The organism is Sphingopyxis sp. CR5 (assembly GCF_059693785.1).
In genome coordinates this window covers 51,518-72,500 of record NZ_JCATIE010000001.1, presented here as the reverse complement: position 1 = coordinate 72,500, position 20,983 = coordinate 51,518, and the positions used below count along the sequence as shown (strand labels likewise).

Here is a 20,983-nt window from a genome sequence, read left to right as displayed (position 1 = left end):
GCTGATGTTGCTTGCGGCACCCTTCTATTGCGGGCTTGCCGTGGCCGCGGCGCCGATGGTCGAAACATTGTTCGGCACGAAGTGGCTCGGCATGGTGCCCTATATCCAGATCCTGTCGCTCGCCCTTATCTTCATGACGGTGCAGATCCTCTTCGCACCGGTGAACAACGCGCTCGGCAAGCCGTTCGTGACCATGCTCTCGTCGCTCGGCGGCGCGATTCTCTTCCCGGCCTGCTTTCTTGTCGGCGCGCGCTGGGGGTTGATCGGCATCGCCTGGGCCTGGCTCGTCGCCGCGCCGCTGCTGTTCCTCCTGTCCGCGCGGATGACCGCGCCGCAACTCGGCATCTCGCTGTGGCAGGTCGCGCGCGCGATGCTGCCCGGGCTCGCTCCCGCGCTCGTGATGGCGATCGCCGTCGCGCTGACCGATCAATGGCTGCTCGCGCCGCTGATGCCCGCCGCGCCGATTCGCCTCGCGCTGCTCGTCGCGATGGGCGCGCTGCTCTATGGCGCGCTCCTTTGGCTGCTCGAGCGCGACGCGATATCCGAAGTGATGCGACTCGTGATCCGGCGCCAGCCCCCGGCGGTCGATGCGGCCGGCTGACGCCGCCGGCCGGTTGCCGCGCTAGCGGCGACGAATCGTCACGACGCGATATAGTCGCGCATCGCCGCGGCTTCGGCCTCGATCTTGTCGATGCGATATTTGACCAGATCGCCGATCGACACGAATCCCACGAGTCGTCCGCCGTCGACGACAGGCAGGTGCCGGATGCGCTTTTGCGTCATCTGGGACAGCGCTCCCATCACAGCCATCGACGATTCGCAGGTGACGGGCGATTTCGTCATTACATCGTCGATTCGCCGGTCGAGCGCGTCGGGGCCATAGGAAGAGGTCAGGCGCACCAGATCGCGCTCGGAAAAAATGCCGACGATCGAATCGCCGTCGACGACCGGGACGGCGCCGATGCGATGCTGCGCGAGCAGGTCGACCACCGCGCGCACCGTGTCGGCGGGCCGTGCCGAAATCACCGCGCCCGTGCGCCCGTGCAAAATCGCTCCAATCGTCATGAGTCCCGCTCCCTTCCTTGCTTCCTTGCTTCCTTGCTTTCGCTTTTCGTCGCTCAGGATATCACGATTTGCCGCCGGGCCGAAGCGCCGGGCGCCATATCCCCGCGATGCCCCCTTGGCCTTGGCCCCGCCTTCGTCCATGAGGGCGCGCGATGGTCAAACCCTCCCCTCTCGACAATCGCGAAACCTCGCGAATCGCATGGGCCCGCTATCGCCGGCTTATGCGCGGCATGACGATCGTGTCGCTGGTCGCGGTCGTCGGTGCGCTGTCCTACCTGCGCTGGTCGATGGGGGACGCCTTGACCATTCACATGATGATCGCGACCGCGGCGGGCGTCGGCCTGTCGGTGATGCTGGGCGCCGCGTTGATGGGGCTCGTCTTCCTGTCGAGCGGCAGCGGCCACGACGAATCGATCAAAGACCCGTTCGAAGACGACCCGGAAATGAACCCATGACCGATACCGTTCACAACCTGCCCTCGCGCCCCGATCCGATTCTGCGCGTCGTGCCGCGCCCAGCCGACATCAACGCCAACGGCCATATCTTCGGCGGCTGGGTGCTCAGCCAGATGGACATCGCGGGCGGCATCGTCGCGGGGCGAATCGCGCAAGGGCCAACCGCGACGGTCGCGATCGAGGCAATGGAGTTCATCGCGCCCATCCTGCTCGGCGACATCATTTCGGTCTACGCACATCTCGAACGGCGGGGACGTACGTCGATGGGAATCCGCATCGAAGTGCTCGCGACGCGCGACCGCGGCGAAACCGAAGTGATGGTGACGAGCGGCCTTTTCACCTTCGTCGCGCTCGACGAGAATCACCGGCCGCGCCCGCTGCCACCCGCCTGAACGGGCTCAATCGCCCTTCAGCTTTTGCCGAAAGACGCGCACGACCTTTTCGTTCGCGGGCACCGTCACCCGCCATACCCAGTTGCTCCCGCGGCGCTCCCACCCCTCGGGCGCTGGATCGAGCGCAAAGGGGACAAGCGCTTCGACGTCGGCGTCGAAGGGCCGCGCGTTGGTGACCGTCACCTCCCACGACCGATAATCCTGCGCCTCCGAATCGGGCAGGCGCCGGATGCGGTACCGGACCGCGGGGCTCGATCCGATATCGTAATCGACCCGCTCGCCCTTTGCCTTGTCGCCGATCTTCGCTTCGCCGACCAGCAGGCGGCGGCCCGCCACCGATTCGAAGACCGCCGCCGATCCCGCGGGCAGCGCCAGCCCCAGCCCGCCGGCTTCGTCGTTCCGGGCGCGCAGCCGCAGCGTCATCGGCTGCGGCCGATCATCGCCATAGCTGTAAAGCGTCGCCGCATAGAGTTGCTCGACCGCAACCCCGTCGCGGGCGAGCAGCGCGACCTGCTTTTGCCCCTGTGCCGAGACGTTGACCCGAAACGGGATGCGATAGAATTTAAGGTCGCCCAGATCCTCGGGCGGCGGCGGCGGGGGAGGAGGAGGAGGAGGCGGCGGGGCAGACGGGGCCGGCGCGGCCACGCGGCTTCCCGTCACCACGATATTCTCGGCGTCGGCCATCATGCCGCCATAGGCTTCGTCGACCGGCGCCAATCCCCACAGCGGATGGGTGCTGGTGTTGTCCATCGGCCAGCAGCGCAGCCGCAGCGGCCCCGGCGTACTGCGCGGAAGCGGCAGGCTGTAAACCTTGTTCAGCCGCCCCGCGATCACGTTGAGCTGCGCGTTCGGAAAGCTCGTCACCCCGCCGTTGGCGACCGTCACCCATCCGGTCAGATCGAGCGCGCGCCCGTCCGCCGACCGGTTCGCGACATAGTTCGCCGACCAGTCGAACCCCTCTGCCAGATAGAGCAATTCTATCGTGACGACGCGCGCGGTCCGGCTTTCGATGAGGACCGACAGCGTCGGCTTTGCCGACACATCCTTCGGTACGCGCGGATAGAGCATCCGTTCGGGCAGGCCCGAACAGCCAAGGGCTTCGAACCCCCGATCGGTTTCCAGGATCACGCCGCCGTTCGGCCCCGCCTGGATCACCGCCTCCTCCTCGCGCACCTTGCCGGTCGCGAGGTTCGTGCGGTGCAGCGTGACCCGCCGCTTGAGATAGGCGTCGACCAGCCCCGCGGGCGACAATAGCCGGGCGTCGCGATTCTTTTCGACGACGCCTTCGGGCAAGCCGCCGACCACCGCGCTTTCGGGAAGCAGACCCTCGGCAACGCCTTCGAAGCGCACGACCGCCGGCCCGGCGGGCAGCGTCACCTCGCGCGTTTCGGTGATAAAGGCAAAGCCCCGCGGCCAGCGCGCGTCGATGCCGCCGCTACCGCGATTCGGCGCGCGATAGACGGTGAGCGCGACGTCGTCCGCGGCGGCCGACACCACCACCGGCGCGTCGGGCTGCGCGCGCACCGAAATCGGCGCGAGCGACGCCGCGACCAGAAGCAGCAGCGGGAGCGCCCGCACGGCCCGCCGCCTCAATAGCGCGAATCGAAGGTAGCGGTGACGTCGACCTTGCCGTTCGCGGGCACCGGCACCTGCCATTCGATACGGTCGGCCGACACGCGCTCGCCTTTCAGGCTTTCGTCGTCGACGCGCACATCGCCCCACAATCCGTCCTGGGCAAGGTTCACCGTCACCGGCTCGCCCCGCGCGTTGCTGACGGTATAGCGCATCTTCGTGATCCAGCGCGCGCCGCCCTTGCGCGTGCGCGAAACGACGGTCGGCTGGACCTTGACGTCGAACGCGTCGCCGGTGCGCAGCGACATCGCCGATCCCATCGGCGTATGGTCGATGCGATTTTCGCCGATGAACTGCGGATCGCCGCGCGCGTCGCGCATATAGACGCGGATCGTCCCGGCGGGGAGCTGGTCGCCGAGGCCGCCCGCGCGCGACGTCGAGAAGCGCAGCACGCTCGCCGCGCTGACGGGCTCGGTGCTGCTGCCAAGCCAGCGATTGACATATTCATAGGTCGACCGCGCGGGCGCACCCTTCACATCGAGAAAGCTCACCTGCTTCTGCTGGGCGTTGGCGATCGTCGTGCGGCGGTCGAGCGGATAGAGATAGAAGTCGCCGAGCCGCTCGCGATCGTTCGATTCGGTCCCGGCGCTGTCCATCGCGTCGCTCAACCCGCCGAACCGGCCGCCGCCGCCGTTGGGATCGCCCGCGACGAGAAGCGTGCGCGCATTGTCGAACGTCGTGCCGGTATTGTTGGTCAGCGTCACCCAGCCCTGCATGTCCATCGCGCCCTTCGCGGCGTCGAACAGCGCGACATAATCGGCGGTCCAGCCAAGATTGGGGGTCAGGTAGGACAGACGCGCGGGCACGGTCCCCGCCTGTGCCGCCTCGACCGTTACCGACAGGGTCGGGCGCGCCCGCAGGTTCGGCGGCAGGCGGTCGAACACTGCCCGCACCGGCAGGCCGTCGTCGCGCAGCACCTCGATCCGGTCGCCGATCTGGAGGACGATGCCGCCGTTCGCCGCGAGCACCTTTGCGCGCTCGATCTTTTCGGCGCCCGTTGCGGGGTTGGTGCGGACAAGCGTGATCGTCTGACCAACCGCCTTGTCCATCAGCTTGTCGGGGGTCAGCAGGTCGAAATCGAAATTCTGCTCCACGATCGACAGCCCGGGGCCGGACAGCGTCACCGTTTCGGGACGGATACGCGCCGAGACGTCGGGAAATTCGATCCGGTTGCGTCCCGCCGTCACGCGCAGCCGGCGATCGTCCTGCACCAGCGACTGACCATTGTTATAGATGGTGACGGCGACGTCGCCCTGCGCGGTGCCGCCCGCGCCATCCTGGGCCGTGGCGACCGGAGCCGCGAAGGCGCCGACCAGAAAAAGCGCCCCATAGAGTCCCGGCAACGCGCGCATAATCGCTCTCCCCCAACGCGGTGTCGGGGCAAGGCTATGCGATGCGACCGGGAAAAACCAGCCGAAATCGAACGGCTTATTCGGCAGCCTCGACGCCGGTCGCGCGCGGCGCGGTCCGGCGGGTGCGGCGCGGCTTGGGGGCGGGGGCGTCCTCGCTCTCGCCGCCCTCGGCTTCGGCGCGCTCGCCGCGGCCGATCGCCGGAGGCAGAGCGGCGCTGTCGATTCCCGCGGCCTTCCCGCCGCCGTCGCCGTCCTGGCTGCGCGCGCGGCGCGGGCGGCGCGCCGGGCGCGGCGCTTCATCGGCGTCGTCGGACGCGGCCTCGGCCTTGCCGGGTGCCGCATCGTCGTTGCCGCCATCGCCGTCCGCACGGTCGGAATCGCGGTCGCGACTCCGTCGCCCGCGGCCCTGCTGCTGCCGGGTGCCGCGGCCTTCGTCCTCGTCGCGGTCGCGACCGCCCTGCGAGCGGGTGTCGCTACGCTCGGTATCGCCGTCGCTGTCGGTATCGCCATCGTCGTGGCCGTCGAAATCCTCGACGCCGCGCACTTCGCGCTGGCGGTCATGGCCGCGATCCTGCCCGCTGTGACCCTGCTTTTCTTCCTGGCGCGCGCGAAAATCGCTGTGCACGCGGAAATAATGGTCGGCGAACTGGAGATAATATTCGGTCTGGACGCGATCACCGGCGAGCTGCGCGTCGCGCGCCATATTCTTGTACTTCTCGATCATCTGGACGGCATTGCCGCGCGCCCTGCTGTCGATGCGGTTCGCCTGGTCGACGCCCCCGCGCCCGCCCGATTGCGACCGATTGTTATTGTTGTTGTTGCGGCCGCGCCGGCGGCCACTCTGCCGGTTGTTCATGGTCAACTGAAAACTTCCTGTCGAAAAGCTATGCCAAACCCCTTTTGGCCGATCGCGCCGCTTGCGCCGATCGCATCCCGCGTCGCCGCGGGTTCTTGCCCTTCACCGCCTCTGCGAAATCCCTTTCGCCGGGGCGCCTCGGTTGGGAAGCAGGTCCGCCAGCCCCCTTGATCGATGCACGGGCACCGTCTGCGGGGCCCCGATCGGGCCTGTGGCTGCCCCCTACCGCGCTTTGCCGGCGAAACCAAGCGATTTCTGTCACAAGCCGGTTCAAAGTGTCAGCACCAGGGCGCGGTCGCGGCCGCCGAGATCGCGGCGTCCTTCCACCGCGAAGCCCGCCGCGCGGGCCAGGGCCGATACCGAGATATGCTGGCTCGCGCCGATTTCAAGCAACGCCGCGCCACCCGGCGCCAGCAGGCGCGGCAGGTCCGGGATCAGGCGGCGATAATCGTCGAGCCCGTCGGCACCGGCGAACAGTGCTTCGCCAGGCTCATGCCCCGCGACGTCCGGCATCAGCGTTTCGTTTGCCGCGATATAGGGCGGGTTGCACAGGATCAGGTCGAACCGGCCGCCGACCCCCCGCCCCCAATCGCCGACCCGGAATGTCGCGCGACCCGCCAGGCCCAGCCGGTCGGCATTGGCGCGCGCATAGCCGAGCGCGGGCTCGCTTGCGTCGACGCCAAGGCCGCGCGCTTCGGGCCATTCAGCGAGCGCGGCAAGGAGCAGCGTGCCCGGACCCGTGCCAAGATCGAGGATGGTCTGCGGCGCGCGCGCGCAGAAATGCGCGATCGCCGCCTCGATCAGCGTCTCGCTGTCGGGCCGCGGGACCAGCACGCCCGGGCCGACCGCGAGCCGGATCGTCCAGAAGTCGCGATAGCCGACGATATAGGCGACGGGCTCGTGCGCCAGCCGCCGTGCGACCATCGCCTCGAAGCCCCCGGGCACGGCGAACCGCGACGGATCGAGCAGCATCCGGTTGCGCTCGACACCCAGCGCATGCGCCATCAGAAGTTCGGCATCGAGCCGCGGCGTCTCCGAAACGCCGGAGAGGCGCGCGGCGGCGTCGCGGAGGGCTGCGCTTGCCTCCCCCTCCCGCTTGCGGGAGGGGGCCGGGGGGTGGGCGCGGTCAGAGTCGTCGGATGCTGACATGCCCACCCCTAGCCCCTCCCGCATGCGGGAGGGGAATCAATTGTCACCCAGCCCCGCGAGCCGCTGCGCCTCGTCCTCGGCGATCAGCGCATCGATCAGTTCGGCCATCTCACCTTCCAGAATCTCGGGCAGGCGGTGGAGCGTCAGGTTGATGCGGTGATCGGTCACGCGGCCTTGCGGGAAATTATAGGTGCGGATGCGCTCGGAGCGATCGCCCGATCCGACCATCGCCTTGCGCGCGGATGCTTCGGCATCGTGGCGCTTCGAGCGTTCGAGGTCGAACAGCCGCGAGCGCAGCACCTGCATCGCTTTCGCGCGGTTCTTGTGCTGGCTGCGCTCATCCTGCTGAATGACGACGAGGCCGCTCGGAATATGCGTGATGCGGATCGCGCTGTCGGTCGTGTTGACATGCTGCCCGCCCGCTCCGCTTGCGCGATAAATGTCGATCTTCAGGTCATTGTCGTTGATCGCGACATCGACCTCTTCGGCCTCGGGCAGCACCGCGACGGTCGCGGCGCTGGTGTGGATGCGCCCGCCGCTTTCGGTGACGGGGACGCGCTGGACGCGGTGGACGCCGCTTTCGAATTTCAGCTTGGCGAAAACCCCCTGCCCCTTCACCGACGCGACGACTTCCTTGTAGCCGCCGACCTCGGCCTCGTTCGCCGAGATGATCTCGACCTTCCATCCCTGCGTGTCGGCGTAGCGGCTGTACATGCGGAGCAGGTCGCCCGCGAACAGCGCCGCCTCGTCGCCGCCGGTGCCAGCGCGGATTTCGAGCATCGCGGCGCGCTCGTCGGCGACGTCCTTCGGCAGCAGCCCGACCGCAAGCGCATGTTCGGCGGCGGGAAGCGCCGCCTCGATCGCGCCGATCTCCTCCTCGGCCATCGCCTTCATTTCGGGGTCGCCGAGCATCTCTTTCAGCGACACCAGCTCGCCGCGCAGCCGGATCACCTCGCGCGCCGCCTGTGCGACGGGCTCGAGTTCGGCGAACTCCTTCGACGCCGCGACGAAATCGGCGGGCGCCATATCCCCCGTCGCCATCCGCGCCTGCAAGGCGGCGTGCCGTTCGATGATCGCATCGATCTGCTTTTCGGGGATGGTGGTCATCTGCTCACAGTCACTTCAAATCTTCGTCATCCCGGATTCGATCCGGGATCCATTGTCCCAAGCGTCGTGTGGCCCCCGGATCAAGTCCGGGGTGACGATTGAAGATAGGCCTCGACATGTTTCGCCCGCTCGCTGTCGCCCCGAATGTGGACATAGGGAGCACCGTTGCGTGTGCCGATAGACATCAGCGCATGGGCAGGAATCTTCGCGGCCTTGTCGAAACGTTTGCGCGGCGAGCCGGCGGCGACGATCTCGGTCGCAAAACCGCCGCTGCGGAGCGCCGCCAGCGTCTGCATGGCGCGGGCGAGCTGGCCATCGTCCTCGACCGCAATCACGACGTCGAGCCGGTTGTCGATCGCATCGCTGTCGAGCAACATCGCCAACCGCTCAATCCCCGCCGCCCAGCCGACCGCCGCGGTCGGCGGTCCGCCGAGCGCCTCGATCAGCCCGTCGTAGCGCCCGCCGCCGAGCACCGTGCCCTGCGCGCCGAGCCGGTCGGTCACGAACTCGAACGCGGTGTGGCGATAATAGTCGAGCCCGCGCACCAGCCGCGCGTTGCGCTCCCACGCGACGCCCGCGGCGTCGAGCCCGGCGGTGACCGCGCCAAAGAAATCCTGCGCCTCGCCGGTCAGGAAAGCGTCGATGTCGGGCGCGCCGTCGGCGACCGGGCGGTCCCTGGGGTCCTTGCTGTCGAGGATGCGCAGCGGATTCTTGTCGAGCCGCGCGAGACTGTCCTCGCTGAGTTCGCCCTTGTGCGCCGCGAAATGCTCGACGAGCGCGCCGCGCCACGCATCACGGCTTGTCGCATCGCCCAGCGTGTTGAGCGTCAGCGTCACCCCCTCGGCGATCCCCAGCTCCTTCAAAAGCTGGTCGGCGAAGACGAGCAGTTCGGCATCGGCGAGCGGGCTGTCGCTGCCGATCACTTCGGCGTCGAGCTGGTGGAACTGGCGATAGCGTCCCTTTTGCGGGCGCTCGTAGCGAAACAGCGGCCCGTGCGTCGCGACCTTCAGCGGCGCGAACTGCTGCCAGCCGTTCGTGATATAGGCGCGCGCGATCCCCGCGGTGAATTCGGGGCGCAGCGTGATCGATTCGCCGCCGCGATCCTCGAAGCTGTACATTTCCTTCGACACGACATCGGTGGTTTCGCCCAGCGAGCGCGCGAACACCGCGGTCGGTTCGATCACCGGCACCTCGACGCGCTTGAAGCCATAGAGGCGGCGCACGCGCTCGAACGTCTCGACGACATAAGCGAAACGGTCGGCGAAATCGCCGAGCATGTCCTGCGTGCCGCGCACAGCCTGCGGCGTCGGGATTCTGGCGGGCTTGTCCTTGCTCATGGCGGCGGCGTCTAATGCTTTTTGCGGCAAAGGCAAAGCCACTCCCCTCTCCCGTCGGGAGAGGGTTGCGAAGACTTGCCAGCTGGCTGGCTAGTCGCAGCTGGGTGAGGGGAGCGGACGGCGCGGCCGCCAGTCTCGTTGGAAACCCTCATCCAACTTCGCCTAACCGCTTGCAGCGGCAAGGCTGCATATCCTTCTCCCAAGAGGAGAAGGCATTGCGATGCTGGACCTTCGCCCCGTTTCAAGGCAGTAACGGCCGCCATGAAAACAGCACCGTTCGTCGCAGCGGCCCTTCTCGCCGCGCCCTTCGCCCTCACCCCCGCCACCACCGACGCGCAGACCGGCAACAGCGCTCCCGGCCTGACGGTTCAGCCCCATGTCGTGCCGCTGCCCGCCGACAAGCCCTATCCGGGCACGATGGTGCTGAAGGTCGATGCGACCGACGTGGCGCGCGGCATCTTTCACGTGCGCCAGACGATCCCGGTCGCCAGGGGCGGCAAGCTGACGCTGCTCTATCCCGAATGGCTCCCCGGCAAGCATGCGCCCCGCGGCGCGATCGCCGAACTTGCGGGCTTCAAGGCGAGCGCCGGCGGCAAGACGCTGGCGTGGACGCGCCAGCCGACCGACGTCTATGCCTTCGACATCGACGTGCCGGAGGGCGCAAAGAGCGTCGACGTCGCGTTCGATTTCCTGTCGCCGACCCGTTCGAGCGAGGGCCGCGTCGTCGTCACGCCGGCAATCATGAACCTGCAATGGGAACAGGTCAGCCTGTATCCGGCGGGAACCTTCACGCGGCAGATTCCGGTGCAGCTCGACGTCACCCTGCCGCAGGGATGGACCGGCGCCGCGGCGCTCGACGGGTTGAAGGTCGCCGGCAACCGCTACAGCTATGCGCCGACGAGCTATGAAACGCTGGTCGACAGCCCGATGTTCGCGGGCAAATATTTCCGCAAATGGGACCTGGGGCACAATGTCACGCTGAACGTCGTCGCCGACGAAGCGCAGTATCTGGAGGCGAAGCCCGACCAGATCGCGCATCACGCGGCGCTGGTGGCAGAGGCGGTCGCGCTGTTCGGCACGCGCCATTTCGACCATTACGAGTTTCTGCTCGCGCTGACCGACGAACTCGGCGGCATCGGGCTCGAACATCATCGCAGCAGCGAGAACAGCAGCAAGCCCAATTATTTCACCGAGTGGAACGATGGCGAGGTGCTGCGTGGGCTGTTGCCGCACGAACTGACCCACAGCTGGAACGGCAAGTACCGCCGCCCGGGGAAGCTGTGGACCCCCGACTACCGAACCCCGATGCAGGACAACCTCCTTTGGGTATATGAAGGGCAGACGAGCTATTGGGATATCGTGCTCGCCGCGCGGTCGGGCATGCAGTCAAAGGATTTCGCGCTCGCGCAATGGGCGACGAGCGCCGCCTGGTACAGCGTCCAGCCGGGGCGCAGTTGGCGCTCGGTCGAGGATACGACGCTCGATCCGGTGATTGCGGCGCGCAAACCCAAGCCATTCCCGAGCTGGTCGCGCACCGAGGATTATTACAACGAAGGATCGCTCGTCTGGCTGGAGGCCGACATGCTGATCCGCAACGCGACCAACAACCGGAAAAGCCTCGACGATTTCGCCAAGCTGTTTTTCGGCGGGCGCGAGGGCGACTGGGGCGAAGTCACCTATGAATTCGACGATGTCGCCGCCACCCTCAACAAGATCTACCCTTATGACTGGGCGGGCTTCCTGCGCCAGCGCCTGCAACGGCCGGGCGCCGCAGCGCCGGTCGGCGGGATCGAGAAGGCCGGCTATGCGCTCGTCTGGCGCGACACGCCCAACGCCTATGACAAGGCGCGCATGGCGCTCTCCAAAAGTTACGACCTCACCCATTCGCTCGGGATGACGATCGACAAGGATGGTATCGCGGGAAGCATCCTGTGGGACGGCCCGGCCTTTCGCGCCGACATCGTCAACGGGACGAAGATCGTCGCGGTCGACGGCGTCGCCTATAGCAAGGAGCGGATCGAGACCGCCATCAAGGCGGCGGCGACCGACGCGAAGGCCCCGATCCGGCTGCTTGTCGAACGCGGCGGCCGCTATCGCACCGTCGAGATCGACTATCACGGCGGGCTGCGCTGGCCGTGGCTCGAAAAGAGCGGCACCGGCCCCGACTGGTTCGAGCGCCTGTTCAAGCCTGAACGCGCGCTCTGATTCGCCCCCGAACGGCCGCATGTTCGAGCCCCGCGCGCGCAAAAAGCGCCGCGGGGCTCTCGACTTTGTGCGGCGCAGCAGGCTAAGGGGCGCCGCGAATTAAAGAACGAAGGAATTCTCTCCCATGCGCATCGACCTCATCCCCGCCGGCGACAGCCCGCCCGACAGCCTGAACGTGCTGATCGAGGTGCCGATTGGCGGCGAGCCGGTGAAATATGAGTTCGACAAGGCATCCGGGGCGCTGTTCGTCGATCGATTCCTGCACACGCCGATGCGCTATCCCGCCAATTACGGCTTCATCCCCCATACCCTCGGCGACGATGGCGACCCGCTCGATGCGCTGGTCGTCGCGCGCTCGTCGGTCGTCGCCGGCGCCGTGGTCAAATGCCGTCCGATCGGCGTGCTCCGGATGGAGGACAATGCCGGCGGCGACGAGAAGCTGCTCTGCGTCCCGGTGAACTCGACCTTCCCCTATTACAAGGATGTCGCAAGCTATCAGGACATGCCGCCGATCGTGCTCCAGCAGATCGAGCATTTCTTCGCCCACTATAAGGATCTCGAGCCCGGCAAATGGGTGAAGCTGGACGGCTGGGGCGACGTCGACGAAGCCAAGCGCATCATCGTCGAAGGCATCGAACGCGCCAAGGCGAAGGGATTCTGAGCCCTTAGGGTTTTTCCGGTTTTGATTGAGGCAGACCTAAGCCCCTCCCCTTCAGGGGAGGGGTTGGGGTGGGGTCTCGAAGCCCTGCGCAAGGCCGATAGGGCCCACCCCCGGCCCCCTGAAGGGGAAGGGTGATTCAACATCGACCGGAAAAATCCAATCCCGGTCAGGATGTTTTGGGCGCCCGCTTCGGCTTTGCCGCGGCGGGCGCTTTCTTTTGCGCCCCCTCGGGCAGCGTGCGAACATGCACGTCGCGCTGCGGGTACGGGATTTCGATTCCCGATTCCTTGAATTTGTCCCAGATACGCAGGAACACGTCGCCCTGCACATTGCCAAGCCCGCCTTCGGGATCGGTGATCCAGATGCGCAGTTCATGGTCCACGCTGCTGTCGCCGAAACCGGTGATCCAGCACACGGGTGCCGGCGACGTTAGTACGCGCGGCGATTCGGCCGCGGCATCGAGCATCAATTGCTGCGCCAGCCGCAGGTCGGCGTCATAGCTCACCCCGATCGCCATGCGCACGCGCACCTCGCGGCTCGAATAGCTCCAATTCTCCACCCGCTCGGTCATCAACAGTTCGTTCGGGACCAGATGTTCCTTGCCGTCGCGCGTGATGACCGACACCGCGCGCACCCCGATCTTGTTCACCCGCCCGACCGAGTCGGCGACGACGATCACGTCGCCGGGCTTGATCGAGCGATCCATCAACAGGATGATTCCCGCGATCAGGTTGCCGAAGGTCTTTTGCAGTCCGAATCCGACCGCCAGCCCCAGGGCGCCCGAAAAGACCGCAAAGGCGGTCAGGTCGATGCCGAGGAGGTCGATGCCGACGAAAAAGGCGGCGACGACGATCACGACGCCCGCGATCTTTTCGACCAGCAATTGCTGTGTCGGATCGAGATCCTTGCCGCCCCGCACGACGCGGCGGACGATGCGGTTGCCGATCCGCACCAGCAGGAACAGGATCAGAAGGGTCAGCGCGACGTTGATCAGCGTCAGCAGCGAGAAATGGAATTTCCCCGCGGAAAATCCGACGCTGTCCAGCCGCGCCTGCAAGAGCGTCAAGCCGCCGACCGCATGCGACAGCAGCGCGACGAAGGCTGCGGCAGCGATGAGAAGGGCCGGCACCGCGCCGAGTCCGACGCCCAGAACGACATTGCGCACCGCCGCGGCCGCGGTCAGCGCGACGATCGCCCCGAGCAAGAGGCCGGCATAAGGGTCCCAGGGCCAGGCGCCCCAGCCGATCGACGCGCACAGCAGGGCGGTCGCCCAGCCCAGCAGAGCGGGCGCCCTTTCGGTCAGCGGCCCCGGCGCCTGGATATCGCGGCCATGCAGCCAGCCGGCGATCCGCGGCCCGATCTTGCGCCGAACGAACCAGCCCGCAAGCAGCGCCGCGCCCCCGACCATCGCCGCAATGCCGATTTCGGCCAGCTGCGCATCGGCGATGCGCGGGAAGCCCATACGGACGAGCAGTTCGTCGATCATGCGCCGCCCCCCATCGCCGCAAAGCCGCGCTCGAGGTCGGCGATCAGGTCGGCCGGGTCCTCCAGTCCGATCGACAGGCGGACGAGGGCGTCGGGGTCGCGCCACTCGGTTGCGGTGCGGATCGTCGCGGGGTCGGCGGGAACCGCCAGGCTTTCGTAGCCGCCCCAGCTGAACCCCAGGCCGAAATGCTCGAGCGCGTCGATGAAGCGCCCGCGCGCCGCATCGTCCGCCCCCCTCAGCGTGAAACCGAACAGGCCGCTGGCGCCCGAAAAGTCGCGCGCCCAGAGCGCATGTCCCGCATCGGCCGGCAGGGCCGGATGCAGCACGCGCCCCACGTCGCCGCGCGCGGCCAGCCATTCGGCGACCGCCAGCGCATTTTCGCCATGCCTCGCCAGCCGCACGTCGAGCGTCCTCAGCCCGCGCAGCATCAGCGCGCACTCGTCGGCGGTGACCGACTGGCCAAGCTGATAGGTCGCCTTGCGCAGCCGCGGCCAGAGCGCCGGCGTTGCGGTGAGCGAGCCCATCATCGCGTCCGAATGCCCGCCGACATATTTGGTCAGGCTCATCATCGTCACGTCTATCCCGTGCGCCAGCGCCGGGAAGAGCAAGGGCGTCGCCCAGGTATTGTCGAGCATCGTCACGACCCCGCGCTCGCGCGCGACCCGCGTGATCGCGGGCACGTCCTGCACCTCGAAGGTCAGGCTGCCCGGCGATTCGAGGAAGATCAGCTTCGTTTCGGGGCGAATCAGCTCGGCGATGCCAGCGCCGATCAGCGGATCGTAATAGCTCGTCTCGACCCCGAAACGCCCCAGCATCCCGCCGCAGAACTGCCGCGTCGGCTCATAGGCGGTGTCGACCATCAACAGGTGGTCGCCGGGCGCGAGCAGCGCGAGCAGCGCAGAGGTGATCGCCGCGACCCCCGAGGGATAGAGCAATGTCCCTTCCGCCCCCGGCTCCATACCGGTCAGCGCATCGCAGAGCGCCCACACCGTCGGGGTCCCGCGCCGGCCGTAATAGAGCTTGTCGTGGGTCGCTTGGCCCCGCGCCTTCATGTCGGCGATCGAGTCATAAAGGACAGTCGAAGCCCGCCACACGGGGGGGTTGACGACTCCGCCGCCGAGCCGCGAGTCGCCTGTCCACTCGGCCCGTCGCCCCCCCTGCACCAGTTTCGTCGCGGGGCGGAGGGTCGGATCGTCGCTCTTGCTCATCGCCCCCTTGTTACCGCAGCCGTGCGCAAAATCCAGTGCGCCCCGCGATTTCCCGAAGGATCGGGGCGTCTAGCGGCCGAGCTTGCCCGCCATGCCGAGTATGTCGTCGAGCGGATTGCCGTCCCCGTTGCGATCGAGCAGCGATCCCAGCCCGCCAAGGCCGCCAAGCCCGCCCGCCGCCGCGCCGCCGCCCATCACGCCGCCGAGGACATTGCCGAGCATCCCGCCCAGTCCCCCGCCACTGCCGCCAGCCTGTCCGCCGCCCTGTTTCGCCATATAGCCCGCGACGATCATCGCGAGCATCGGCAGCATCTTCTTGAGCAGCGTGCTGTCGAGTCCCGTCTGTGAGGCCGCGTGGCTCGCGACGGTGCGACTGACGTCCTTCGACCCGAATATCTGGCCGAGCACCTCATTGCCCTGCCCGACCGGCGTCGGTTGCGGCCCGAGCACGGCGTCGAGCAGGCCGCCGCCGCCCAGCCCGGCGATCAGGCCGCCCAAACCGTCGGCGCCGCCACCCTGCGCCTGCTTCTGGAACCCGCCCAGGATCGCGGGCAGCAAAGCGTCGGCGCCCTGCTGCGCCATCGCGGGCGAGACACCAAGTTCCTGCGCCATCGATTCGATGCCGCCCGCCTGTTGCAGGATGTCGGTCAGGTTCATGCAAATTCTCCCACTACGGCGCGGATCGAAAGGCGCCGTTGCGGGTAGGTATAGCAGCCGAGGGGCGGAGAACGAGCCATTCATTTCGCTGTCATCCTGCCGTGGCTAGATTTAGGGTGCGGTATTGCGGCCGTCCGCGGTCGGGACCGGACCGCATTATTCAGTGGGAGCATATGACATGGGTATTTTCAGCAAGATCAAGGACGCGATTTTCGGCAAGAAGGCAGAGGCCTCCGAGCCGGCTCCCGCCGCCCCCGCAACGCCGGTCGCCGCGCCGGCCGCGCCCCAGCCCGCGGCCCCCGCTCCGATCAGCGAGGTCGATGTCGAGGCGATCCTCGCCGCCGAAGCCGCGAAGGCGGGCCAGCCGCTCAACTGGCGTACCTCGATCGTCGACCTGATGAAGCTGCTCGACATCGACCCCAGCCTCGCCAACCGCAAGGAACTGGCCCAGGAACTGGGCTATACCGGCGAGCTTAACGGCAGCGCCGAGATGAACATCTGGCTGCACAAGGCGGTGATGCGCGAACTCGCCGCAAACGGCGGCAAGGTGCCTGCCGACCTGACCGACTGAACCCGGCCGGTATCGACCCTAAGCCAAGGAGGGGCCGCGCTTTTGTTCCGTGGCCCCTTTCCATTGACCCCGGCGCGCTTGCCCTCCAAGACTTGTTTCAACCGAAACCAAGGTCGCAAGGGGAGCTTTCGCATGTCCGCACCAATGTCCACCCGCCTCAGCCGCCGCCAGACGCTCGCGACGCTCGGCACCGGCGCCGCGGGCCTGACGCTCGCCGCGTGCGGCGGCGGCATCCCCGACGACATGGCGGTGATCCCGCCGCCCCCTCCCGGAACCGGCGGCGAAACCGGAACCGCGGCCGCCCTGCTCGACAGCATTGCCGACAATCTTCTCGACCACTCGCCCGAGGGTGCGACCGCGCTCGGCATCGACACGGGCGCACGCGCCGCGATGCGCGGCGAACTGTCCGACCGGTCTCCTGCCGGAATTGCGGCGCTCGCCGATACGCTCAAGGCCGATCTGGCGCGCGTCCGCGCCGTCGACACCGCGGGGCTCGACCATGCGACGCGCACCAGCCTCGCGGTGATCGACAGCGCCTATGCCACCGCGCTCGACGGCTTCGCGCTGCCCTATGGCGACGTCGCGGTCGGCGGCTGGCGCAACACGCCCTATGTCGTGATCCAGAATGTCGGCGCCTATCTCGACGTGCCGCGCCTGCTCGGCAGCGACCAGCCGGTCAAGACGGGCGCCGATGCCGAAGCCTATCTGGCGCGGCTCAACGCCTTTCCCGGCGTCCTCGACGGCGAGACCGAGCGGCTTCGCGCCGCGGGTGCCCAGGGGCTGATCGCCCCCGCCTTCCTGATCGACAAGGCGCTGCCCCAGATGGAGGCGACGCTCGCCGATGCTCGCCGCGGCGGCAGCCTGGCCGAGAGCCTGGCCGACAAGGCGCGCGCCGCGGGGTTGGCGGGCGACTGGGACGCTCGCGCGGCGGCGATCGCGAAAGGTCCGGTCGCAGCGGCGCTGGAGCGGCAGATCGCGGCCCTGAAGGCCCAGCGCGCGCAGGCGACGATGGATGCCGGCCTGTGGGCGCGCCCCGGCGGCGACGAATGGTATGCGTGGGGCCTGCGCGCCTCGACCACGACGCGCATGACGCCCGACGAGGTGCATCGCATGGGGATCGACCAGCTTGCCGAACTCCACGGGCGGATGGATCCGATCCTGAAAAAGCTGGGCTATACGCAGGGATCGGTCGGCGCCCGGATGCAGGCGCTCGCGAAGGACCCGCGCTATAAATTTCCGGAGGGCGACAAGGGGCGCGAAGAGATCAAGGCCTATATCCAGACCTGGCTGGGCAGGATTCGCGCCGAATTGCCGCGCGCCTTTCGCACCCTGGTAAAGGGCAATGTCGAAGTGAAGCGCCTGCCGCTCGCCGAGGAACCCGGCGCGCCCGCCGCCTATGGCGGCGCGGGGTCGATCGACGGAACGATCCCCGGCAAGATGTGGATCAACCTGCGCACGACCGACCTGCACAGCAAATATTCGCTCCCCGACCTCGCCGCGCATGAAGCGTTGCCGGGTCATGTCTGGCAGGGCGAATATGCCAATCAGATGCCATTGATCCGTTCGATGCTCGCGTTCAACGCCTATAGCGAAGGCTGGGCGCTCTATGCCGAGCAACTCGTCGACGAACTCGGCCTGTATGACGATTTCGAAGTCGGGCGCCTCGGCTATCTCCAGTCGCTCGCGTTCCGCGCCTGCCGCCTCGTCGTCGACACCGGCATCCATGCCAAGCGCTGGACGCGCGAGGAGGGGGTCAAATTTTTCGTCGAACGCAACGGATCGAACCCGCTCGAGGTCGCGAGCGAAGTCGATCGCTATTGCAGCTGGGCGGGGCAGGCGTGCGGCTACAAGGTCGGACACAGCGAGATCGTCCGCCAGCGCGGCCGCGCCCAGGCGGCCCTCGGACCGAAATACGATCTGCGCGACTATGACAATATCGTCGTCGAGGGCGGCAACGTCCCGCTCGACGTGCTCGCGAAGAATGTCGACGAATATATTGCGGGGGCGAAGCAGGGATAGGCTGCGCCATTATTATTTGGCTCGCACGAAGACACGAAGCCACCAAGAATATTCCATCTCCGTTCGTGCTGAGCTTGTCGAAGCACCGTCCTTCTGACGTCGGAGGAAGAACGGCCCTTCGACAAGCTCAGGGCGAACGACTTCGGAATTTCTTCGTGGCTTCGCGGCTTTGTGCGAGACGCCTTCAATTCCGGGGCAAAGGCCTCAGATCGGGTTCGACAAACCCCCGCCGCGCTGGCACCGAAAAGAGCAGCTCGCGGCTGTAGAAGCGTAGCGGCCAGTCGCGGCGGCCCATGTCCGAGCGGAGCAGCGCATTGACGCGCGCCGTAAGGCCCGTCTCGCGCGTTTCCGACAGGAACAGGCGTACCCCGGCGACATAGGCGCGGGTGATGCTGTCGTGATAGCCCTGCGTGTCGTCGTTCACCCCGCCGACGCTTTCGTTGAACGCGCAGATCAGCCCGGCGATCCGAGCATCGACGTCGATATCCGGGCGCTCGGCGAGCAGCCACAGGCAAGCGGCCAGATGCGCTTCGTGCGTCCAGGCCTCGCGCGGCAAGGCACAGGCAAGAAGCCCCTCGCCAAGCGCCCGGATTTCATCGTCGTCCGCGAACAGGCGGACGGGGTGGTCGGTGGTCATTGTCCGGTCCTTCCGGGTGAATGCGCCACCCGAGAGGACCCGGATGGCCCAGGGTCAGGACCCATTAATTCCGCGATCGAGGTTTGAAACGATTTTGCTCAGGGCGAGGAGAAGGGGCGAAGGAATATGTCGATATTTCAAGACCTTTCGACGATGCCATGGGCAAAATCGGTCAAATCCCGGAGGGACGTCGAAATGGCTTCGATCTCAGGCTCGCGCGGCCTTGCGGGTAGCGATGCTACCCGCTGCACCCGCCCGAACCCGATATCTTCGCCATTTCGACGCCTCGAACGTGGAATTAATGGGTCCTGACCCTAGGCAGCGACGGCCGTTTGCGGCGCGGCCTGGCGGACGCCCTCGTCGACATGGTCCGCGAATTGCGCGAAATTGTCGATGAATTGCCGAACCAGCACCTGCGCGGTGCGGTCATAGGCGGCCTTGTCGGCCCACGCATTGCGGGGATCGAGGATCGCGCTGTCGACCCCTGGCACCGCGACCGGATATTCGAAACCGAAATTCGGGTCCTTGCGGAACTCCGCGTCGTTAAGGCTGCCGTCGAGCGCCGCGTTGAGCAACGCGCGCGTCGCCTTGATCGGCATGCGGCTGATGCCCTCCATCGTCGCCATGCCGCCGGTCCAGCCGGTGTTGACGAGCCAGCACTGGACCTGTCCCTTTGCGATGCGCTCTTTCAGCAGATTGCCATAGACCGAGGGGTGGCGCGGCATGAAGGGCGCGCCGAAACAGGTCGAAAAGGTCGCTTCGGGCTCTGTCACGCCGATCTCGGTTCCCGCGACGCGCGCGGTATAGCCCGACAGGAAGTGATACATCGCCTGCTCCGGCGTCAGCTTCGCGATCGGCGGCAACACCCCATAGGCGTCCGCCGTCAGCATGATGACGGTGCGCGGCACCGGACCCATGTTCCGCGCCGAAGCATTCGGGATGAAATCGATCGGATAGGAACCGCGACTGTTCTCGGCGAGGCTGTTGTCGTCGAGATCGAGTTCGCGCGTTTCGAGGTCGATCACGACATTTTCGAGCACCGTCCCGAATCGCTTCGTCGTCGCATAGATTTCGGGTTCGGCGTCTTCCGACAGGCGGATCATCTTCGCGTAGCAGCCACCCTCGAAATTGAAGACGGCGGTGTCCGACCAGCCATGTTCGTCGTCGCCGATCAGCGTGCGCGACGCATCGGCGGACAATGTGGTCTTGCCGGTGCCCGACAAGCCGAAGAAGACCGCGGTATCGCCGTCGGGGCCGATGTTCGCCGAACAATGCATCGGCATCACGCCCCGGGCCGGGAGCAGATAGTTGAGGATGCCGAACACCGACTTCTTCATCTCGCCGGCATAGGCGGTCCCGCCGATCAGCACGAGCTTTTCGGAGAAATTGACGGCAATCACCGTCTCGCTGCGCGTCCCGTGCCTTGCTGGATCGGCGCGAAAGCTGGGCAGGTCGACGATCGTGTAATCGGTCTCGAACGCCGCGAGTTCGGCGGCGCTTGGACGGCACAGCAGCGTCCGGATGAACTGGCTATGCCAGGCATATTCGGTGACCACCTGCACGCCGACGCGATATTCCGGCTGCGAGCCGCCGAAGAGCTGTTGGCGATAGAGGCGCTCGCGGCTCGCCAGATGCGCGAGGAAATCCTCTTTCAGCGCCGCGAAATGCGCGGGCGTCATCGGGACGTTGGTTTTGCCCCACCAGATGGTTTCGGCGGTTTCCTCGTCCTGGACGATGAACTTGTCCTTGGCGCTGCGCCCGGTGTGCTTGCCGGTCGCGACGACGAGCGGACCGTCCTTGGCGAGCAGGCCCTCGCCGTGGCGGACCGCCTCTTCGACAAGCTGCGCCGTGCCCAGATTTTCGGCCACGTCCGCGCGCGTGTCCACGCTCTGGTTGCCGATCATCATCTTCGTCATCCTCTCGCCTTTCCTGTCGCCGCGGGCCCTTTGCATACCTATGCAAAACCTGTCGAACGAAGGGACAGGCCCGCATTTGCATGGGTGCCGACGGTGTCGCCGATTCCGAAATCCGGATCGCGTTAGCGAGGATGGGACCGCGCGTCAAAAGATTAACGGCCCGGTCGTGCGGACCCGGCGACGCATGCCGGGGGCGGAACCGCTGCGCGTTGCACAGAGTTGTCGACTCTACCCCAATCGGTTAGGATCGGTCGACCTTGCCACCAAGCCGCCCAATC

Annotated in this window: 19 protein-coding genes (1 of these 19 only partly in view); 7 read left to right on the top strand and 12 right to left on the bottom strand. The window is 66.9% G+C overall.

Going from position 1 to position 20,983, the window contains the following annotated elements; all coding sequences use genetic code 11:
- On the top strand, nt 1-601 hold the 3' portion of the coding sequence (locus AC58D2_RS00330; protein ID WP_497386210.1) for a lipopolysaccharide biosynthesis protein. It extends 923 nt beyond the left edge of the window; the window shows 601 of its 1,524 coding nt (coding positions 924-1,524); its start codon lies off the left edge, out of view; the stop codon is at nt 599-601.
- A 38-nt stretch (nt 602-639) separates the two neighbouring features.
- Here AC58D2_RS00330 and AC58D2_RS00325 read toward each other — a convergent pair whose 3' ends face one another.
- Nucleotides 640-1,065 (bottom strand): CBS domain-containing protein, encoded by a 426-nt coding sequence (locus AC58D2_RS00325; protein ID WP_497386208.1) that lies wholly within the window; start codon nt 1,063-1,065, stop codon nt 640-642.
- 152 nt (nt 1,066-1,217) lie between these two features.
- On the opposite strand from AC58D2_RS00325, the gene AC58D2_RS00320 reads away from it, so the two are divergent.
- Nucleotides 1,218-1,520: a hypothetical protein gene (locus AC58D2_RS00320; RefSeq protein ID WP_497386206.1), complete on the top strand. Its 303-nt coding sequence runs from the start codon at nt 1,218-1,220 to the stop codon at nt 1,518-1,520.
- Nucleotides 1,517-1,912, top strand: a complete 396-nt coding sequence (locus AC58D2_RS00315) for an acyl-CoA thioesterase (RefSeq protein WP_497386204.1) — start codon at nt 1,517-1,519, stop codon at nt 1,910-1,912. Before AC58D2_RS00320 ends, AC58D2_RS00315 begins: the two co-directional genes overlap by 4 nt.
- A gap of 6 nt (nt 1,913-1,918) precedes the next feature.
- On the opposite strand, the gene AC58D2_RS00310 is transcribed toward AC58D2_RS00315, so the two are convergent.
- The 6 genes from AC58D2_RS00310 to hisS form a co-directional block, all read right to left on the bottom strand.
- Nucleotides 1,919-3,490: a DUF4139 domain-containing protein gene (locus AC58D2_RS00310; RefSeq protein WP_497386202.1), complete on the bottom strand. Its 1,572-nt coding sequence runs from the start codon at nt 3,488-3,490 to the stop codon at nt 1,919-1,921.
- 11 nt (nt 3,491-3,501) lie between these two features.
- Nucleotides 3,502-4,896 carry a DUF4139 domain-containing protein gene (locus AC58D2_RS00305; protein ID WP_497386200.1) on the bottom strand — a complete coding sequence of 465 codons (1,395 nt, stop codon included), beginning with the start codon at nt 4,894-4,896 and terminating at the stop codon, nt 3,502-3,504.
- 76 nt (nt 4,897-4,972) lie between these two features.
- The gene (locus tag AC58D2_RS00300; protein WP_497386198.1) at nt 4,973-5,752 is read right to left on the bottom strand and encodes a DUF4167 domain-containing protein; all 780 of its coding nucleotides are present in this window, start codon (nt 5,750-5,752) and stop codon (nt 4,973-4,975) included.
- 270 nt (nt 5,753-6,022) lie between these two features.
- Nucleotides 6,023-6,901 carry a peptide chain release factor N(5)-glutamine methyltransferase gene (prmC, locus tag AC58D2_RS00295; protein ID WP_497386196.1) on the bottom strand — a complete coding sequence of 293 codons (879 nt, stop codon included), beginning with the start codon at nt 6,899-6,901 and terminating at the stop codon, nt 6,023-6,025.
- A 36-nt stretch (nt 6,902-6,937) separates the two neighbouring features.
- Nucleotides 6,938-8,008 (bottom strand): peptide chain release factor 1, encoded by a 1,071-nt coding sequence (prfA, locus tag AC58D2_RS00290; RefSeq protein WP_497386194.1) that lies wholly within the window; start codon nt 8,006-8,008, stop codon nt 6,938-6,940.
- A gap of 80 nt (nt 8,009-8,088) precedes the next feature.
- Nucleotides 8,089-9,345 carry a histidine--tRNA ligase gene (gene hisS / locus AC58D2_RS00285; RefSeq protein ID WP_497386192.1) on the bottom strand — a complete coding sequence of 419 codons (1,257 nt, stop codon included), beginning with the start codon at nt 9,343-9,345 and terminating at the stop codon, nt 8,089-8,091.
- Between the two features lie 261 nt (nt 9,346-9,606).
- Between hisS and AC58D2_RS00280 the strand changes: the two genes are divergently transcribed.
- Nucleotides 9,607-11,550, top strand: a complete 1,944-nt coding sequence (locus AC58D2_RS00280; protein WP_497386190.1) for a M61 family metallopeptidase — start codon at nt 9,607-9,609, stop codon at nt 11,548-11,550.
- A gap of 124 nt (nt 11,551-11,674) precedes the next feature.
- Entirely contained in the window at nt 11,675-12,211 is a 537-nt protein-coding gene (gene ppa / locus AC58D2_RS00275; protein WP_497386188.1) for an inorganic diphosphatase, read from the top strand.
- 166 nt (nt 12,212-12,377) lie between these two features.
- Here ppa and AC58D2_RS00270 read toward each other — a convergent pair whose 3' ends face one another.
- The 3 genes from AC58D2_RS00270 to AC58D2_RS00260 form a co-directional block, all read right to left on the bottom strand.
- Nucleotides 12,378-13,697, bottom strand: a complete 1,320-nt coding sequence (locus tag AC58D2_RS00270) for a mechanosensitive ion channel family protein (RefSeq protein ID WP_497386186.1) — start codon at nt 13,695-13,697, stop codon at nt 12,378-12,380.
- Nucleotides 13,694-14,905 carry a cystathionine beta-lyase gene (metC, locus tag AC58D2_RS00265; protein WP_497386184.1) on the bottom strand — a complete coding sequence of 404 codons (1,212 nt, stop codon included), beginning with the start codon at nt 14,903-14,905 and terminating at the stop codon, nt 13,694-13,696. Before metC ends, AC58D2_RS00270 begins: the two co-directional genes overlap by 4 nt.
- 69 nt (nt 14,906-14,974) lie before the next feature.
- Nucleotides 14,975-15,562, bottom strand: coding sequence for a DUF937 domain-containing protein (locus AC58D2_RS00260; RefSeq protein ID WP_497386182.1), 588 nt, complete (start codon nt 15,560-15,562; stop codon nt 14,975-14,977).
- A 178-nt stretch (nt 15,563-15,740) separates the two neighbouring features.
- Between AC58D2_RS00260 and AC58D2_RS00255 the strand changes: the two genes are divergently transcribed.
- Nucleotides 15,741-16,133: a DUF3597 domain-containing protein gene (locus AC58D2_RS00255; protein ID WP_497386180.1), complete on the top strand. Its 393-nt coding sequence runs from the start codon at nt 15,741-15,743 to the stop codon at nt 16,131-16,133.
- Between the two features lie 144 nt (nt 16,134-16,277).
- Nucleotides 16,278-18,152 (top strand): DUF885 domain-containing protein, encoded by a 1,875-nt coding sequence (locus AC58D2_RS00250; RefSeq protein ID WP_497386178.1) that lies wholly within the window; start codon nt 16,278-16,280, stop codon nt 18,150-18,152.
- Nucleotides 18,153-18,336: 184 nt separating this feature from the next.
- Here AC58D2_RS00250 and AC58D2_RS00245 read toward each other — a convergent pair whose 3' ends face one another.
- Together AC58D2_RS00245 and AC58D2_RS00240 are read right to left on the bottom strand one after the other, a co-directional pair.
- On the bottom strand, nt 18,337-18,789 hold the full coding sequence (locus AC58D2_RS00245) for a hypothetical protein (protein ID WP_497386176.1): 453 nt from the start codon (nt 18,787-18,789) through the stop codon (nt 18,337-18,339).
- Nucleotides 18,790-19,103: 314 nt separating this feature from the next.
- Nucleotides 19,104-20,705 carry a phosphoenolpyruvate carboxykinase gene (locus tag AC58D2_RS00240; protein ID WP_497386174.1) on the bottom strand — a complete coding sequence of 534 codons (1,602 nt, stop codon included), beginning with the start codon at nt 20,703-20,705 and terminating at the stop codon, nt 19,104-19,106.
- Nucleotides 20,706-20,983 lie beyond the last annotated feature (278 nt).

Excerpts from the sequence above, each read along its gene's own strand:
- AC58D2_RS00325 (WP_497386208.1), bottom strand. The coding sequence starts at position 1,065 with ATGACGATTGGAGCGATTTTGCACGGGCGCACGGGCGCGGTGATTTCG.
- AC58D2_RS00320 (WP_497386206.1), top strand. The coding sequence starts at position 1,218 with ATGGTCAAACCCTCCCCTCTCGACAATCGCGAAACCTCGCGAATCGCA.
- AC58D2_RS00315 (WP_497386204.1), top strand. The coding sequence starts at position 1,517 with ATGACCGATACCGTTCACAACCTGCCCTCGCGCCCCGATCCGATTCTG.
- AC58D2_RS00305 (WP_497386200.1), bottom strand. The coding sequence starts at position 4,896 with ATGCGCGCGTTGCCGGGACTCTATGGGGCGCTTTTTCTGGTCGGCGCC.
- AC58D2_RS00300 (WP_497386198.1), bottom strand. The coding sequence starts at position 5,752 with ATGAACAACCGGCAGAGTGGCCGCCGGCGCGGCCGCAACAACAACAAT.
- prmC (WP_497386196.1), bottom strand. The coding sequence starts at position 6,901 with ATGTCAGCATCCGACGACTCTGACCGCGCCCACCCCCCGGCCCCCTCC.
- prfA (WP_497386194.1), bottom strand. The coding sequence starts at position 8,008 with ATGACCACCATCCCCGAAAAGCAGATCGATGCGATCATCGAACGGCAC.
- hisS (WP_497386192.1), bottom strand. The coding sequence starts at position 9,345 with ATGAGCAAGGACAAGCCCGCCAGAATCCCGACGCCGCAGGCTGTGCGC.
- AC58D2_RS00280 (WP_497386190.1), top strand. The coding sequence starts at position 9,607 with ATGAAAACAGCACCGTTCGTCGCAGCGGCCCTTCTCGCCGCGCCCTTC.
- ppa (WP_497386188.1), top strand. The coding sequence starts at position 11,675 with ATGCGCATCGACCTCATCCCCGCCGGCGACAGCCCGCCCGACAGCCTG.
- AC58D2_RS00270 (WP_497386186.1), bottom strand. The coding sequence starts at position 13,697 with ATGATCGACGAACTGCTCGTCCGTATGGGCTTCCCGCGCATCGCCGAT.
- metC (WP_497386184.1), bottom strand. The coding sequence starts at position 14,905 with ATGAGCAAGAGCGACGATCCGACCCTCCGCCCCGCGACGAAACTGGTG.
- AC58D2_RS00260 (WP_497386182.1), bottom strand. The coding sequence starts at position 15,562 with ATGAACCTGACCGACATCCTGCAACAGGCGGGCGGCATCGAATCGATG.
- AC58D2_RS00255 (WP_497386180.1), top strand. The coding sequence starts at position 15,741 with ATGGGTATTTTCAGCAAGATCAAGGACGCGATTTTCGGCAAGAAGGCA.
- AC58D2_RS00250 (WP_497386178.1), top strand. The coding sequence starts at position 16,278 with ATGTCCACCCGCCTCAGCCGCCGCCAGACGCTCGCGACGCTCGGCACC.
- AC58D2_RS00245 (WP_497386176.1), bottom strand. The coding sequence starts at position 18,789 with ATGACCACCGACCACCCCGTCCGCCTGTTCGCGGACGACGATGAAATC.
- AC58D2_RS00240 (WP_497386174.1), bottom strand. The coding sequence starts at position 20,705 with ATGACGAAGATGATGATCGGCAACCAGAGCGTGGACACGCGCGCGGAC.